The 15,837-nt window shown below is 68.1% G+C and carries 14 protein-coding genes, 1 other RNA gene and 1 pseudogene; 8 read left to right on the top strand and 8 right to left on the bottom strand.

Going from position 1 to position 15,837, the window contains the following annotated elements:
• Positions 1–35: 35 nt before the first annotated feature.
• From X946_RS15815 to ffs, 5 genes are all read right to left on the bottom strand, one after another.
• Entirely contained in the window at positions 36–1,241 is a 1,206-nt protein-coding gene (locus X946_RS15815) for a CaiB/BaiF CoA transferase family protein (RefSeq protein WP_038749138.1), read from the bottom strand.
• Between the two features lie 67 nt (positions 1,242–1,308).
• Entirely contained in the window at positions 1,309–1,911 is a 603-nt protein-coding gene (gene recR, locus X946_RS15810) for a recombination mediator RecR (protein WP_081989624.1), read from the bottom strand.
• Positions 1,912–1,942: 31 nt separating this feature from the next.
• Complete coding sequence (locus X946_RS15805; RefSeq protein ID WP_006026979.1) at positions 1,943–2,269, bottom strand: YbaB/EbfC family nucleoid-associated protein; 327 nt, start codon at positions 2,267–2,269, stop codon at positions 1,943–1,945.
• A 92-nt stretch (positions 2,270–2,361) separates the two neighbouring features.
• Entirely contained in the window at positions 2,362–4,848 is a 2,487-nt protein-coding gene (locus X946_RS15800; protein ID WP_038749136.1) for a DNA polymerase III subunit gamma/tau, read from the bottom strand.
• Positions 4,849–5,002: 154 nt separating this feature from the next.
• Positions 5,003–5,101: signal recognition particle sRNA small type (gene ffs, locus X946_RS31370), an RNA gene on the bottom strand.
• 409 nt (positions 5,102–5,510) lie between these two features.
• Between ffs and trxA the strand changes: the two genes are divergently transcribed.
• The 8 genes from trxA (at position 5,511) to X946_RS15755 (ending at position 14,185) form a co-directional block, all read left to right on the top strand.
• Positions 5,511–5,837, top strand: coding sequence for a thioredoxin TrxA (gene trxA, locus X946_RS15795; protein WP_009890789.1), 327 nt, complete (start codon positions 5,511–5,513; stop codon positions 5,835–5,837).
• A gap of 194 nt (positions 5,838–6,031) precedes the next feature.
• Positions 6,032–7,294 (top strand): transcription termination factor Rho, encoded by a 1,263-nt coding sequence (gene rho / locus X946_RS15785; protein ID WP_038749133.1) that lies wholly within the window; start codon positions 6,032–6,034, stop codon positions 7,292–7,294.
• A gap of 130 nt (positions 7,295–7,424) precedes the next feature.
• Positions 7,425–7,940 carry a MerR family transcriptional regulator gene (locus tag X946_RS15780; protein WP_038749130.1) on the top strand — a complete coding sequence of 172 codons (516 nt, stop codon included), beginning with the start codon at positions 7,425–7,427 and terminating at the stop codon, positions 7,938–7,940.
• Positions 7,937–9,493 carry an MFS transporter gene (locus X946_RS15775; protein WP_038749127.1) on the top strand — a complete coding sequence of 519 codons (1,557 nt, stop codon included), beginning with the start codon at positions 7,937–7,939 and terminating at the stop codon, positions 9,491–9,493. Before X946_RS15780 ends, X946_RS15775 begins: the two co-directional genes overlap by 4 nt.
• A 41-nt stretch (positions 9,494–9,534) precedes the next feature.
• Positions 9,535–10,380, top strand: coding sequence for a M90 family metallopeptidase (locus tag X946_RS15770; protein WP_038749123.1), 846 nt, complete (start codon positions 9,535–9,537; stop codon positions 10,378–10,380).
• Between the two features lie 211 nt (positions 10,381–10,591).
• Complete coding sequence (locus tag X946_RS15765; RefSeq protein WP_010103191.1) at positions 10,592–10,855, top strand: type B 50S ribosomal protein L31; 264 nt, start codon at positions 10,592–10,594, stop codon at positions 10,853–10,855.
• Positions 10,856–11,080: 225 nt separating this feature from the next.
• Positions 11,081–12,829 (top strand): ArnT family glycosyltransferase, encoded by a 1,749-nt coding sequence (locus X946_RS15760; protein ID WP_038749253.1) that lies wholly within the window; start codon positions 11,081–11,083, stop codon positions 12,827–12,829.
• Between the two features lie 3 nt (positions 12,830–12,832).
• Positions 12,833–14,185: an MATE family efflux transporter gene (locus tag X946_RS15755; RefSeq protein WP_038749118.1), complete on the top strand. Its 1,353-nt coding sequence runs from the start codon at positions 12,833–12,835 to the stop codon at positions 14,183–14,185.
• Between the two features lie 549 nt (positions 14,186–14,734).
• On the opposite strand, the gene X946_RS15750 is transcribed toward X946_RS15755, so the two are convergent.
• The 3 genes and pseudogenes from X946_RS15750 to X946_RS36280 all read right to left on the bottom strand — a co-directional run.
• Positions 14,735–15,139: a carboxymuconolactone decarboxylase family protein gene (locus X946_RS15750; protein WP_038749115.1), complete on the bottom strand. Its 405-nt coding sequence runs from the start codon at positions 15,137–15,139 to the stop codon at positions 14,735–14,737.
• The gene (locus tag X946_RS15745; RefSeq protein ID WP_038749112.1) at positions 15,088–15,573 is read right to left on the bottom strand and encodes a MerR family transcriptional regulator; all 486 of its coding nucleotides are present in this window, start codon (positions 15,571–15,573) and stop codon (positions 15,088–15,090) included. Before X946_RS15745 ends, X946_RS15750 begins: the two co-directional genes overlap by 52 nt.
• 32 nt (positions 15,574–15,605) lie before the next feature.
• Positions 15,606–15,837, bottom strand: a pseudogene (locus X946_RS36280) (hypothetical protein); the annotation flags it as partial.

Below are 15,837 nucleotides of genomic sequence, written 5' to 3'. Positions count from 1 at the left end.
GGCGCAAGAAGCGCGTACCGCGCGGCCCTCGGCGCTCAGATCACGCGCTTCTCGCGCAGCACGGCGATCGCCTGCGCGTCGTAGCCGAGCGCGCCCAGCACCTCGTCCGTATGCTCGCCGAGCTCGGGGCCGAGCCAGCGCGTTTCGCCGGGCGTGCCGGACAGCTTCGGCGTCACGTTCGGCAGCGGGATCTCCGCGCCGCCCGCGAGTTTGAAACGCTGGATCATCTGGCGCGCGGCGAACTGCGGATCGGTGAACATGTCGGCTACGCTGTAGATTCGCGACGCGGGCACGTCCGCGGCGTTCAGCACCGCGAGCGCGTCGTCGATCGTGCGCTCGGCGAGCCACGCGCCGATCGCCGCATCGATTTCCTGCGTGCGCGGCACGCGGCCGTCGTTGTGCGCAAGCGCGGGATCGCCCGCGAGATCGTCGCGGCCGATCGCGTTCATCAGGCGCTTGAAGATCGGATCGCTGTTGCCGCCGATCACGATGCTGCCGTCGCGGCACGGATACGTGTTCGACGGCACGATGCCCGGCAGCGACGCGCCCGTGCGCTCGCGCACGAGCCCGTAGACGCCGTACTCGGGCACGACGCTCTCCATCATGTTGAAGACGGCCTCATAGAGCGCGACGTCGACGACCTGCCCCGCGCCGCCGTTCGCGTTGCGGTGATGCAGCGCCATCAGCGCGCCGATCACGCCGTGCAGCGCCGCGATCGAATCGCCGATCGAGATGCCGATGCGCGGCGGCGGCAGCTCCGGATAGCCCGTGATGTGGCGCAGCCCGCCCATCGATTCGGCGATCGCGCCGAAGCCGGGACGGTCGCGATACGGGCCCGTCTGCCCGTAGCCGGACAGGCGCACCATCACGAGGCCCGGATTGTCGGCGGACAGCACGTCGTAGCCGAGACCGAGCTTCTCGAGCAGCCCCGGGCGGAAGTTCTCGACGACGATGTCGGCTTCACGCGCGAGGCGGCGCACGATCTCCTTGCCCTCGTCGGACTTCAGGTTGATCGTCACCGATTTCTTGTTGCGCGCCTGCACCGACCACCACAGCGACGTGCCGCCCGCCTCCGGATACAGCTTGCGCCACTTGCGCAGCGGATCGCCGCCGTTCGGATCTTCGATCTTGATGACGTCCGCGCCGAACTCGGCGAGCAGGCGCGCGGCGAACGGGCCCGCGATCAGCGTGCCGAGTTCGAGCACCTTGACGCCCGAAAGCGGGCCGGGAGTTGCGCTCATGTCGCTTCCTTGGATCGTTGAACGGTACGCGCGGCGCGAGGCCGCGCGGCGCCGGCGCGCGCGCCGGCTAGAGGGTGCGCCTGTCGAGCATCGCGCGGGCGATCGTGCCGGCGTCGACGTATTCGAGCTCGCCGCCCACCGGCACGCCCCGCGCGAGCCGCGTGACGGCCAGGCCGCGCGCCTTCAGCGTCTGGCCGAGATAGTGCGCGGTCGCCTCGCCTTCGTTCGTGAAGTTCGTCGCGAGCACGACCTCCTTCACGACGCCGTCCGATGCGCGGCGCACGAGGCGGTCGAAATGGATCTCCTTCGGCCCGATGCCGTCGAGCGGACTCAAGCGCCCCATCAGCACGAAATACAGCCCGCGATAGGTCATCGTCTGCTCGAGCATGATCTGGTCGGCGGGCGTCTCGACGACGCACAGCAGCGTCGGGTCGCGCTCCGGATCGCTGCAGACCTCGCAGATCTGCGCCTCCGTGAACGTGTTGCACTTCTCACAGTGACGCAGATGCTCGGTCGCGAACAACAGCGAGCGCCCGAGCCGCTCCGCACCCTCCCGATCGTGCTGCATCAGGTGATATGCGATGCGCTGCGCGGATTTCGGTCCGACGCCCGGCAGCGCGCGCAGCGCTTCGACGAGCCCGGACAGCGCGGAAGGCGGCTTGATGCTCATGCGCTCACGACGTCGGCCGAACGGTTCATCGTCAGAACGGCAGCTTGAAGCCGGGCGGCAGCGGCAGGCCCGCCGTCATGCCGCTCATCTTCTCCTGCGACGTCGCCTCGGCCTTGCGCACCGCGTCGTTGAACGCCGCGGCGACGAGATCCTCGAGCATGTCCTTGTCGTCGGCGAGCAGGCTCGGATCGATCGACACGCGGCGCACTTCGTTGCGGCAGGTCATCGTCACCTTGACGAGCCCCGCGCCCGACTGGCCTTCCACTTCGATGAGAGCCAGTTGCTCCTGCATCTTCTTCATGTTTTCCTGCATCTGCTGGGCCTGCTTCATCAACCCGGCGAGTTGGCCTTTCATCATGGACTTGCTCCTTCTAATCGATTGCGAACGGGCGCGATCTTAGCGCCCGCTCATGAATATGGGAATCGGATGCGGGATGCGACCGATTCGCGTCAATGCAACGTCGGCGCCGCGCCGTCCGACTCCGGACCGACGGGCCGAATCGAGCCCTCGACGATGCTCGCGCCGAATTCGCGCAGCAACTGCTGGACGAACGGATCGGCGCTCATCTCGTGCTCGGCGTCGCGCTGCCGCTTCGCGCGCTCGGCGGCGGCGAGCGCGGCCGCGGTGCGGCGCGCCGGGCCGACCTCGACCGCGACGTCGACCGGCTTGCCGAGCGCGTCCGCGAGCGCGGCCTTCAGCTTCGCGACCTGCGCGGCATCCGCGTATTGCGGCACCGGCACCGACAGCTTGAGCGCGCCGCCGTCGACCGACGTCAGTTCGCTGCTGAACGCGAGCTGGTAAGCGACGCCCTTGAGCGGCAGGCTCGCCGCGAGCGTCGGCCATTCGCCGTCGAAGCCGATCGCGTCGAGCGGAATCGGCTCCGGCAGCGGCCGCGTGTCGACGGGTGGCGCGGGCGCCGGCTTCGGCGCGACCCGAACATCGTCGGGGCCGCTGTCGAACACCGGGACGAAACCGTCGTCGGGCGGAATGAAGCCGTCGTCGATCGACAACGGCACGTAATCGTCGGGCGGGATGTCCTCCCACGGCGGCGGCGCGTTGCGCGCCCCGGATCTCGCGTCGGCGCGCGCGGCACCATTCGGCGAAGCGCCGCCCTGCACCGGGCGCGTGCGTGGCGTCGGAACGGGCACCTGCACGCGCGGCGCGGATTTCGCGGCGGGGGCGGCGGGCGCAGCCGCGCGCGCTGCGCCCGCGCCGGCGCCTCGGCCGCGATCGGACGACACGCGCATGCCCGCGTTACGCAGCACGTCGAGTGCGGCGGCCGCGCCGGTGGCGCGCGACGCCGAAGCGGCGGCGGCAGGAGCGGCGGGCGCCTCGGCCGGCGCTTGCGGCACGGGTGCGGTGGAGGCCGGCACATCGGCCGCTTCAGCCTCCGATGCCGCGCAATCCTGCGCGGCCGCGTCGAACTCCGTGGCGGCCGTCGATTCGGGCGATGCGGCCGAACTCGGTGCTGATTCGGATGCGGCGCCCGGCTGAGCGTTCGGCGACGCGTCGGAATCAAGGCCCGAATCGAGGCCTTGATCGAGGCCTGGATCGGCGTCCGGCGTGGCGGCGCGCGACGGCGCGCCGCGCTCGTCCGAGCGGACGTCCGTCGTAACACGCGCGCTCGCGGCGGCCTCGCCGCTTCGCTCGGCCGCTGCCGGCTCGGTCTGCACGGTCGGCAAGTCGGCGCGAGCCGCGGCCGCGCGCGCGACAGTCGCCTTCGGCGCCTGCACCCCGGCGGCCGCGGACGCCGCCGGTGCGCCGAGCACCGCAGCCGCTCGCGCGTTCGACTTCGGCGCGGCGCCGGCCGCCTGCGCGGGCAACCCGCCGCCCGGCGCGCCGCCGCCTGTCGGCGCCGGCTCGAACGCAAGCATCCGCAGCAGCGTCATCGTGAAGCCCGCGTATTCGTCGGGGGCAAGGCCGAGCTCGCCGCGCCCGACCGTCGCGATCTGATAATAGAGTTGCACCTGCTCCGGGCTCAGGAACTCGGCAAAGCGGCGCAGGTCGGCCGCTTCGGGCCATTCGTCGAGCACCGACGCCGGCGCGAACTGCGCCCACGCGATCCGATGCAGCAGGCTCGCGAGATCCTGGAGCGCAGCCGAGAACGACAGGCTGCGCAGCGCCATTTCGTCGGCGACGGCGAGAATCTGCGGACCGTCGGCCGCGGCGAGCGCGTCGAGGAGCCGCACCATGTAAGTCTGGTCGAGCGTGCCGAGCATGCCGGACACCGCGGCTTCCGTCACTTCGTTCGCCGAATACGCGATCGCCTGATCCGCCAGCGACAGCGCATCGCGCATGCTGCCTTGCGCGGCGCGCGCGAGCAGACGCAGCGCCTGCGGCTCGAACGCGATCCGCTCTTCGCCGAGAATCCGCTCGAGATGCGACACGATGTGGCCGGCCGGCATCTGCTTCAGATTGAACTGCAGGCAGCGCGATAGCACGGTGACGGGAATTTTCTGCGGATCGGTGGTCGCGAGGATGAACTTGACGTGCGGCGGCGGCTCCTCGAGCGTCTTCAGCATCGCGTTGAACGCGTGGTTCGTCAGCATGTGCACTTCGTCGATCATGTAGACCTTGAAGCGCGCATCGACGGGCGCGTACACCGCGCGCTCAAGGAGCGCGGCCATTTCGTCGACGCCGCGATTGCTCGCCGCGTCCATCTCGACATAGTCGACGAAGCGGCCTTCATCGATTTCGCGGCACGCGCGGCACACGCCGCACGGCTGCGACGTGACGCCCGTCTCGCAATTGAGCGCCTTGGCGAAGATGCGCGACAGCGTCGTCTTGCCGACGCCGCGCGTGCCCGTGAATAGATAGGCGTGATGCAAACGCCCGCCGTCGAGCGCGTGCGTGAGCGCCCTGACGACGTGCTCCTGGCCGACGAGCGAAGCGAAATCCTTCGGACGCCACTTGCGTGCGAGAACTTGATAGGTCATCAGGAAATTGTATCAGCAACGCTGCGCCGCGCCGACAGGTTGAACGCCGCGAAACGCATGCATGCCGACGCCGATCGGGAAGCGAAACGAAAGGAGGAAAAACGGAAGCGCGCGCGGGAAAGACGGAAAGACAAGCACGAGAAGACAAGCGGAAGGTGACGAGCCCGACCCTCGGCACTGGCGGAAAACGGCTGTGGCTGCTTCGTTCCCGACCTGACCAGGTTGACCGCCCCACCATGCGAGGAGGCCCGTCACGGTGCATTCTAACATCGCTTCGCGCACGACGCGACCGTTATTCGCATACGAGACGACAAATCGCGAGAGCCCGACCGCCGCCGATTCGCGCGCCCCCGACGCCGCGTTCTCGCACACCCGACGCCGCGCGCAGCCCGCCTCTTGCAATTCGCCGCGCCGGGCCCATTTGATGCGCACGCGGGCGACACGCCTGAAATGCTACGCATCCCTGTTCGCGTGACGACTACTATCGCCGTCAACAGCGGATAGCAATTTAGGCTAATATGACGCCCGAATGACCCGCGAGCCGCGGCATGCAGCGCTCACGCCCTTCTTTTCGCAAGAGCGGAGCTTCCTGCCCCGGCGACCGGCAAAGCCCGTGGGCAGCCGGCGCAGGCAGTCCCCGAACCGAAAGAGGTATTGACCCAATGAGCGAACAGATCAAACACATCAGCGACGCATCGTTCGAGCAGGACGTCGTCAAGTCCGACAAGCCGGTCCTGCTGGACTTCTGGGCCGAGTGGTGCGGTCCGTGCAAGATGATCGCCCCGATCCTCGACGAAGTCGCGAAGGACTACGGCGACAAGCTGCAGATCGCGAAGATCAACGTCGACGACAACCAGGCGACGCCCGCGAAGTTCGGCGTGCGCGGCATCCCGACGCTGATCCTCTTCAAGAACGGCGCGGTCGCCGCGCAGAAGGTCGGCGCGCTGTCGAAGTCGCAACTCACCGCGTTCCTGGACAGCCATCTCTAAATCGATGCGCCGTCGCGCACGTGTTGTCAGCCGGCAACACGTGCGCCGCTAAATCCGCCGATCGGTCGCTCAAGCCCGAATCGGCCTATGCTAGAATCAAAAACGTCGATAAGACGCATATAAGTCTCTGAGCGCTTCCGCTCGCCCTCCTCCCTATATCTTTCGTCGCATCTCCTCCCTGGCGGGATCTCCGTATGCATTTATCCGAGCTCAAGTCTCTGCACGTCTCCGAATTGATCGAAATGGCCAACGGCCTGGAGATCGAAAACGCGAACCGCCTGCGCAAGCAGGAGCTGATGTTCGCCATTCTCAAAAAGCGCGCCAAGACGGGAGAAACGATCTTCGGCGACGGCACGCTCGAAGTGCTGCCGGACGGCTTCGGCTTCCTGCGCTCGCCGGAAATGTCGTACCTCGCGAGCACCGACGACATCTACATCAGCCCGTCGCAGATCCGCCGCTTCAACCTGCACACCGGCGACACGATCGAAGGCGAAGTTCGCACGCCGAAGGACGGCGAGCGCTACTTCGCGCTGGTGAAGGTCGACAAAGTCAACGGGCAGCCGCCCGAGGCCTCGAAACACAAGATCATGTTCGAGAACCTCACGCCGCTGCACCCGAACAAGCCGCTGTGGCTCGAGCGCGAAATGCGCGGCGAGGAAAACGTCACGGGCCGCATCATCGACATGATCGCGCCGATCGGCAAGGGCCAGCGCGGCCTGCTCGTCGCGTCGCCGAAGTCGGGCAAGACCGTGATGCTCCAGCACATCGCGCATGCGATCAAGCAGAACCACCCGGACGTGATCCTGTTCGTGCTGCTGATCGACGAGCGCCCCGAGGAAGTGACGGAAATGCAGCGCTCGGTCGCGGGCGAAGTGATCGCATCGACGTTCGACGAACCGGCCACGCGCCACGTGCAGGTCGCCGAAATGGTGATCGAAAAGGCCAAGCGCCTCGTCGAGATGAAGCACGACGTCGTGATCCTGCTCGACTCGATCACGCGTCTCGCGCGTGCGTACAACACCGTGATCCCCGCATCGGGCAAGGTGCTGACGGGCGGTGTCGACGCGAACGCGCTGCAGCGTCCGAAGCGCTTCTTCGGCGCGGCGCGCAACATCGAGGAAGGCGGGTCGCTCACGATCATCGGCACCGCGCTGATCGAAACCGGCAGCCGCATGGACGACGTGATCTACGAAGAGTTCAAGGGCACCGGCAACATGGAAGTGCACCTCGAGCGCCGTCTCGCGGAAAAGCGCGTGTATCCGTCGATCAACCTGAACAAGTCGGGCACGCGCCGCGAGGAAATGCTGATCAAGCCCGAGATCCTGCAGAAGATCTGGGTGCTGCGCAAATTCATCCACGACATGGACGAAGTCGAGGCGATGGAATTCCTGCTCGACAAGATCCGCCAGACGAAGAGCAACTCCGAGTTCTTCGACCTGATGCGCCGCGGCGGCTGACGCACGCACGCCGCCACGAAAAACCGCCCGCTCGCCGGGCGGTTTTTTTATCGCCAAACTTGTACGTGAACGTACACGTTGATCTATAATCGCGGACATCGATCCTTCGCCATCCGGAGAGTTCCGCGCCATGAGCGACGCCCCATCCACCCTGCTGCTGACCGTACGCGACGCCGCCGAGCGGCTCGGCGTCACGCCGCGCACGCTCAAGTACTACGAGGAGCGCGGGCTCGTCACGCCGTCGCGCAGCGAAGGCCGCTATCGGCTGTACGACGCGGCGGATCTCGAGCGCTTCGAGCGCATCCTGCGGCTGCGCGCGCTCGGATTCTCGCTGCACGGCATCACCGAGATGCTGAAGCGCCCGCTCGAGCCGACGGGCGACGGACGGCGGCGCTATTCGGACGCGTCGCTGCGCGACATCCACGCGGATCTGTCGCAGCAGATCGCGACGCTCGATGCGCGCATCGCCGCCGCGCAGCGCGAATTGAAGGAAGTGCGCGCACTGAAGAAGGAACTGCAGCACGACATCCACTACGTCGAGCGCCGGCTCGCCGGCGAAAACCCCGACGAGCTGATCGCCCAACGCCGCGCCGCCGCGCGCGGCCGCACGCCGGGCCCGCGCAAAACGGGCGGGCCCGACGCATGAACGCGGCGCGGGGCCGGCCGCCGCTCTGGAGCGTCGCGAACCTGCGCGGCGATTTCTTTCCATGGGTGCTCGCGATCGTCACCGGCCTCGACTACTTCGACAACGCGGCGTTCTCGTTCTTCGCGAGCTACATCGCGGGCGGGATCAACGCTTCGCCGGACGAACTCGTGTGGGCGTCGAGCGCGTACGCGGTGACGGCCGTGCTCGGCATCCTGCAACAGCAATGGTGGGTCGACCGCCTCGGGCACCGCCGCTACGTCGCCGGCTGCATGCTGATGTTCTCGCTCGGCGCGGCGGCCGCGGCGCTTGCGGACACATCGCTGCAACTCGCCTTCGCGCGCGGCTTCCAAGGCTATTTCATCGGCCCGATGATGGGCGCGTGCCGAATCCTGATCCAGGTCAGCTTCTCGCCGAAGGACCGCCCGCCCGCGACGCGCGCGTTCCTCATCATGCTGCTGCTCGGCAGCGCGCTCGCGCCGATCGCGGGCGGCCTCCTCGTCGCGCATTTCACGTGGCGCGCCCTTTTCGCAAGCACGGTGCCGACGGGCATCCTGTTCGCCGCGCTCGCGCTCGTCGCGCTGCCCGATTCGGGCCACACGCCGCCCGAGGAGCGCGGCAGCGCCCACTTCTGGCCGTACGTGATCTTCGCGCTCGCGCAGGGCGCGCTGCAAATCGTGATGCAGCAGGTACGCTTCGAGCTCTTCGCGGGCTCGCCGCAGCTCGTGCTGCTCACCGTCGGCGGCCTCGCGGCGCTCGCGTGGTTCGGCCATCACCAGTGGCATCATCCGGCGCCGCTCGTGCGGCTGCACGCGTTTCGCGAGCGCACGTTCCAGGTCGGCCTCCTGCTCTACATGTTCTATTACTACGAGACGACGGGCTACAGCTATCTGATCTCGCGCTTTCTCGAAACCGGGCTCGGCTATCCGGTCGAGAACGCGGGGCGGCTCGTCGGCACGATGTCGCTCATCTCGGCGAGCGCGCTCTTCGTCTATCTGCGCTACGCGAAGCTTCTCACGCACAAGAAGTGGATCATCGTGCCCGGCTTCGCGATGGCCGCGTTCGCCGCGCTGTGGATGACGCGGATGGCGCCCGACGTCGGCGAAGCGGCACTCGTCGTGCCGCTCCTGATGCGCGGGCTGCTGCTCCTTTTCATCGTGCTGCCCGTCGCGAACCTGACGTTCCGCGTGTTCGCGATCGAAGAGTACTCGCACGGCTACCGGCTGAAGAACATCGTGCGGCAACTGACGATCTCGTTCGCGACCGCGTCGGTCATCATCGTCGAGCAGCATCGGCTCGCCGTGCACCAAACGCGGCTCGTCGAGCAGGCGAACGTCTACAACCCGCTGTTCCAGCAGACCGTCGACACGCTCGCGCGCGGCTTCGCGGCCGCGGGCCACGCGCTCTCCGAGGCGCACGCGCTCGCGCTCGTCACCGTGAGCCGGACGATCTCGCAACAGGCGTCGTTCCTGGCGTCGCTCGACGGCTTCTATTTCCTCGCGGGCGTCGCGATCTGCGGCGGCATCTTCGCCGCCTGGCAAAAAGAGATCGATTGAGGTACGTTTAGCGCCTGTCGCTTCACGCCCTCTTCTCCCCGATGCTCGCCAAACTCACCCAGTGGCTCGACGCGCGCCGCCGCGACCGCGCACTGCGCTCGCACCCGATTCCCGACGCGCTGTGGCGCGAGACGCTCGAGCGCCTGCCGTTCCTGTCTTACCTGTCCGGCGAAGACCTGGCGCGGCTGCGCGAAACGGCGAGCCTCTTTCTCGCGCAAAAGTCGTTTTCGACCGCGCACGGGCTCGAGCTCACCGACGCGATCGTCGCCGGCGTCGCCGTGCAGGCGTGCGTGCCCGTGCTGAACCTCGGGCTCGACCTGTATCGCGGCTGGGTCGGCATCGTCGTCTATCCGGGCGAATTCGTGATCCGCAAGACGGTCGAGGACGAGGACGGCGTCGTACACGAAGTCGAGCACGACGCGAGCGGCGAAGCGTGGGAAGGCGGGCCGGTGATCCTGTCGTGGGAGGACGTGCAGATGTCGGACGGCTCGGACGCGTACAACGTCGTGATCCACGAATTCGCGCACAAGATCGACATGATGAGCGGCCCGGCCGACGGCCACCCCCCCCTTTTTCGCCGCTGGCACGCGCCGGACCTCGACGCCGAACGCTGGGCCGACGTGTTCGACCACGCGTACGACCAGTTCTGCGATCGCGTCGACGCGGTGCCGGAGCGCGCGTGGGCGCGTTTCGAGCGCGATTCGCTGATCGATCCCTATGCGGCCGATCACCCGTCGGAATTCTTCGCGGTCTGCAGCGAGGCGCTCTTCGTCAAGCCGCGCGCGTTCGAGTCCGAATTTCCGGAGCTGTACCGGCTGCTCGCCCGCTATTACCGCCAGGACCCCGCGAAAACGGGCTGCCTCGCGCAGCCCGCCGCGCACGCCTGACGAAAAATTCGCCAAGCTTCTGATTTTCTGGCATAATCGCGAGCTTTCGACCTTAGGCAAGTGGCTCGCGCCGGGCTTTCGCACCGCGCAGCGCCGACCGGCGTCGATTCACGGCGCGCCCTGCACGCATGCCCGGCTGTCCGGACACGAAGCGAGGCGCGCCGCGATGCGCAAGCGGCGGGCTGGCTACCGCTCTTACACAGGAAAAACCATGAAACAAGGCATTCACCCGGATTACCGCGAAGTCGTCTTCCAAGACATGTCGAACGGCTTCAAGTTCATCACGCGCTCGACGATCCAGACGCGCGAAACCGTCGAGCTCGACGGCAAGACCTACCCGCTCGCGAAGATCGAAGTGTCGTCGGAATCGCACTCGTTCTACACCGGCCAGCAGAAGATCATGGATACGGCGGGCCGCGTCGAGAAGTTCAAGAACAAGTTCGGCGCACGCGCCAGCGGCAAGGCTGCGAAGTAAGTCTCGCGCCCCGATCGGCACCGGCCTCGCGCCGGTCCGGTTCCGCAAAAAAGGCAGCCCAGGCTGCCTTTTTTTGTCCCCGCTCATCCCGCGCCGACGCCGAGCGCCGCGCGGGCCGTCCGGTTCGCTGACGCGCGCCGTCCAGCGCGTCTACAATGCCGGATGCTCGAAATGGCCCGCCGCTCGCGCGTCGGGCATGCCGCCCATCCTCTGCCGCCCATCTGCATGAAGCCTGTCGTTCGCCTTACCGCTTCCGCCACCCGCGCGCTGCCGCGCTGGCTGCTGCTCACGCTCTGCATCGTCTATGCGGCGTTCGGGCTGTTCGGCCGCGATCCGTGGAAGAACGAAGACGCGGCGGGCTTCGGCGTAATGTGGACGATGGCGCAAGGCGGCCTGCATGACTGGCTGCTGCCGAACCTCGTCGGCAAGTTCATCACGTCGGACGGGCCCCTCGGCTATTGGCTCGGCAGCCTCGCGATCCGCGCGCTGCCGTGGGTCGACGCGAGCAACGCGTCGCGGGTCTACGCGGGCGTGCTGTTCTGCGTCGCGTCCGCGTTCGTCTGGTACGCCGCATACCTGCTCGGCCGGCGCGCCGAAATCCAGCCGTTCAAGTACGCGTTCGGCGGCGAGCCCGAGCCGCGCGACTACGGGCGCACGCTCGCCGACGGCGCGCTCCTCGTCCTGCTCGCGTGCTTCGGCCTCGCCGAGCGCGGCCACGAAACGACGCCGCAGCTCGCGCAATTCGCGTGGATCGCAATGCTCGTCTACGGGCTCGTGCGCGCGATCGACAAGCCGGTGCAAGGCGCGCTCTGGTGGGGCCTCGCACTCGGCCTCGTCGCGCTGTCGGGCAATCCGGTGCTCGTCGCCGCGCTCGCGGTCGGCACGCTCGCGCTCTATCTCGTCACGCCCGAAATCCGCTGCGCGCAGTTGCCCGCGATCGGGCTGCCGCTCGCCGTCGCCGTGTTCGCGATCTGGCCGCTCGCCGCGCACGTCGCGCTCCCCGACGACGCGGCCTGGTTCTTCAACCAATGGCTGCACGGCAGCCTGATGCGCTTCTCCGGCCCGCCGACGACGGTGCTCGCGTACGCGGCCAAGAACCTGCCGCTCTTCACGTGGCCCGCGTGGCCGCTCGCGATCTGGGCGTGGGTCAGCTGGGCGGGCCTGCGCCGCCGGCCGCACATCGCGATTCCGCTGTCGGTCGTCGCGCCGCTCGTCGCGCTCGTGATCCTGCAGAGCCAGCAGACGAACCGGATGTACATGCTGCTGCTGCCGCCGCTCGCCGTCGTCGCGACGTTCGCGCTGCCGACGCTCAAGCGCGGCGCGATCAACGCGATCGACTGGTTCGCGGTGCTGAGCTTCACGATCCTCGGCACGTTCGTGTGGCTCGTGTGGCTCGCGTCGCTGACGGGCTTCCCGCATCCGCTCGCGCGCAACCTCGGCCGCCTCGTGCCGGGCTACGAGCCGCACTTCAAGGTGCTGTCGTTCGTCTGCGCGGTCGCCGCGACCGCATGCTGGCTGATGCTCGTGCGCTGGCGCATCTCGCGTCAGCCGAAGGTGCTGTGGCGCAGCGTCGTGCTGTCGAGCGCCGGCACGACGCTGATGTGGGTGCTGCTGATGACGCTGTGGCTGCCGATCGTCAACTACAGCCGGACCTATCGCGACGTCGCGCAGCAGATCGCCGCGCACCTGCCGCCCGACTACGAATGCATCTCGCCCGTGCGCCTTGGCGACGCGCAGATCGCGACGTTCGCCTACTTCGGCGACATGCACTTCTCGTTCACCGACGACTGCGACGTGATCCTGCGGCAGGACCGCGCGGACTTCGGCGAGCCGAGCTCGATGTCGCAGTACGTGTGGCGCCTCGTGTGGGAAGGCCGCCGCGCCGCCGACCGCGACGAGCGCTTCCGACTGTACGAACGGATCGAGCGCCCGAAGACGCCCGTCAAGCGCCGCCCGCCGCCCAAGGCCCGCTGACCGATGTTCGGCGACGTTCGCACAATCGCCGGCCTCGCGTGGCCGGTGCTCGTCGGCCAGCTCGCGATCGTCGCGTTCGGCGTGATCGACACCGCGATGGTCGGCCGATTCGCCGCGCTGGATCTCGCCGCGCTCGGGCTCGGTATGTCGATCTATCTGTCCGTGTTCATCGCGCTGACGGGCATCCTGTCCGCGCTGCAGCCGATCGCCGGGCAGTTGTACGGCGCGCGACGCTACGCGGAGATCGGCGAAGAAGTGCGTCAGGCGATATGGCTCGCGGTGCTGCTCGCGATCCCCGGCTTCCTGCTGCTGCATTTCCCGCATCCGCTGCTGCGGATCGCGCACGCGCCCGCCGAACTCACCGAGCGCACGGTCGCGTATCTGCGCATCCTGTCGTTCGGGCTGCCCGCGAGCCTGCTCTTTCGGATCTACAGCGCGCTGACGAACGCGGCGGGCAAGCCGCGGCTCGCGATGATCCTGCAGCTCGGCGCGCTCGCAATCAAAGTGCCGCTCAACATCTGGTTCATTTTCGGCGGCCTCGGCGTGCCCGCGCTCGGCGGCCCCGGCTGCGGGCTCGCGAGCACGCTGATCAACTGGGCGCTCGCGATCGTCGGCTTCACGCTGCTCGCGAGGCTCGACGTGTTCGAGCCGCTCGCGATCTTCGCGCGCTTCACGCGGCCCGTCTGGCGGCGGCAGAAAGCGCTCCTCACACTCGGCGTGCCGATGGGGCTCTCGTATCTGATCGAGGTCACGTCGTACACGTTCATGGCGCTCTTCATCGCGCAGTTCGGCACGACGACGCTCGCCGGCCATCAGATCGCCGGCAACATCGGCGCCGTGCTCTACATGACGCCGCTGTCGATCGGCGTCGCTTCGTCGACGCTCGTCGCGCGCGCGCTCGGCGCGAAGCGGCTCGACGAAGCGCGCTCGCTCGGCCGGCACGGGATCGCGCTCGCCTGCGCGGTTGCATGCGTGTACGGGATCGTCGTGTTCGCGCTGCGGCCGCTCATCGTGTCGGGCTACACGCCGAATCCGGCCGTCGCCGCGGCGGCGATGCCGCTCGTCGCGATCGTCACGTTCTATCACTTCTTCGACGCGCTGCAGATCACGACCGCGTTCGTGCTGCGCGCGCACAAAGTCGCCGTCGCGCCGACCGCGATCTACGCGATCGCGCTGTGGGGCGTCGGGCTCGGCGGCGGCTATCTGCTCGGCTTCGACGTCGGCGGCGTCGTGCCCGCGTCGCTCACCGGCGCGCGCGGCTTCTGGATCGCCAACACCGCGAGTCTGATCCTCGCGGGCGGCGGGCTCGCGCTCTATCTGAGGCGGATCGGGCAACGGGAGGCAAGCGGTGCGTAGCGGGGAGCGGTCGATGTCGACTGCGTCGTGTTTTATGTCTTTTTCGCTCGGGTTGCCGCTTTCCGCGCGTTCGGCGTCGCGCGTGGCGACACGCGTGCGCCAATGCTCACGCGTGGCGCCACGGCAGCGCGGGCGTTCCCGTCACCCGGCCAAGCCGGGCGCAAACCCGCCCGCGTGATGAACGTGCCCGCCGCCGCGTAGCTTCGCATTGCAGACGGAATGGCGACGGCGCGGCACCTTGATCGATCACGCGCGCGTCGACGCCGTACGCACGCCGATTGCGCAACCGCCGCATCGCGCGGCTCGCCATCGCCGTCACGCTCGCCGAGCCCGACCATCCGAGCCGACGTCGTCACGAACGGCGACCGCCCGCGCCCGCCGCCGCGAGCAGCTCGCGCCAGGCGCGAGAATCGGTCCGAAATCGGTCCGAAATCGGCCCGATCGCGCGCGCTTGCGGCATCTCGCGCGCGACGCCCTACCCCGCACATTGCGAAGCGCCGCGTCGGCGCGCCGCATCACATGTCGGCGCGCCGACCGCCGACGCCGCGCTCACGCATGCGCGTGCGCGGCATCGCGCCGCTCGAACACCTCGCGCGCGGCGAACAGCGCGTTGAGCGCGGCGGGAAAGCCCGCGTACACGGCCATCTGCATGAACACTTCGACGATCTCCTCGCGCGTGCACCCGACGTTCAGCGCCGCCTCGACATGCACCTTCAACTGCGGCTGCGCGTGGCCGAGCGTGGCGAGCGAGGCGATCGTCGCGATTTCGCGCGACTTCAGATCGAGCTGCGGCCGGCTGTAGATGTCGCCGAAGCCGAACTCGACGAGCAGCCGCCCGAAGTCGGGCGCGATCGGCGCGAGCGACGCGACCACGCGCTCGCCGACTTCGCCGTCGATTTCCTTCAGCTTGTTCCAGCCGCGCGTATAGCGGTCTTCCGCGATTCGAGATTCCATCGTTCGTCCTTATCCGGTTGAGATTGATTCGCCTGTCGATTCGCGTCGCGCTCGGCCCGCTCGTAATACGCGATCTTGTCGACGATCGCGTCAAGGTTCGTCTGCAGCGCGTCGATCTGCGCGCGCACCGCGTCGCGATGCGCGACGAGAAGCGCGCGCCGCTCGCCGATCGTCGCATCGCCTTGCGCGCGCAGCTCGGCGAACGCCTGCATTCCGGCGATCGGCATTCCGGTCGCCTTCAGGCGCATCACGAAGCGCAGCCAGTCGAGGTCGGCGGGCGCGTACAGCCGGTGTCCCGACTGCGTGCGCGAAATCGACCGCAGCAGGCCCGCCTGCTCGTAATAGCGCAGCGTGTGCGTCGACACGCCGACGAGCGCGGCCACCTGGCCGATCGTCAACGCGCGCGGGGACGTTTGCTTCGGTGCGTTCGACATGACGTTCTCGAGGTTAGGACTTAGAGTGCACTCTAAGTCAAGCGCCGCGCGATGGCCAGCGGCCGCTCGGCCGATGCCAACTCGGTGGCTTGGTGGATCGGTGGATCGGTGGCTCGGTGGCTTGGTGGCTTGGCGGCTTGGTGGCTTGGCGATTCGGCGATTCGGCGGCCCGGCGGTTCGGCGGTTCGGCGGTTCGGCGGTTCGGCGGTTCGGCGGTTCGGCGGTTCGGCGGTTCGGCGGTTCGGCGGTTCGGCGGTTCGGCGG

The sequence above is a fragment of the Burkholderia sp. ABCPW 111 genome, assembly GCF_000773065.1.
GTDB lineage: Bacteria > Pseudomonadota > Gammaproteobacteria > Burkholderiales > Burkholderiaceae > Burkholderia > Burkholderia savannae.
The sequence above is the reverse complement of the archived record's forward strand: the minus strand, read 5'-3'. Positions and strand labels throughout refer to the sequence as shown.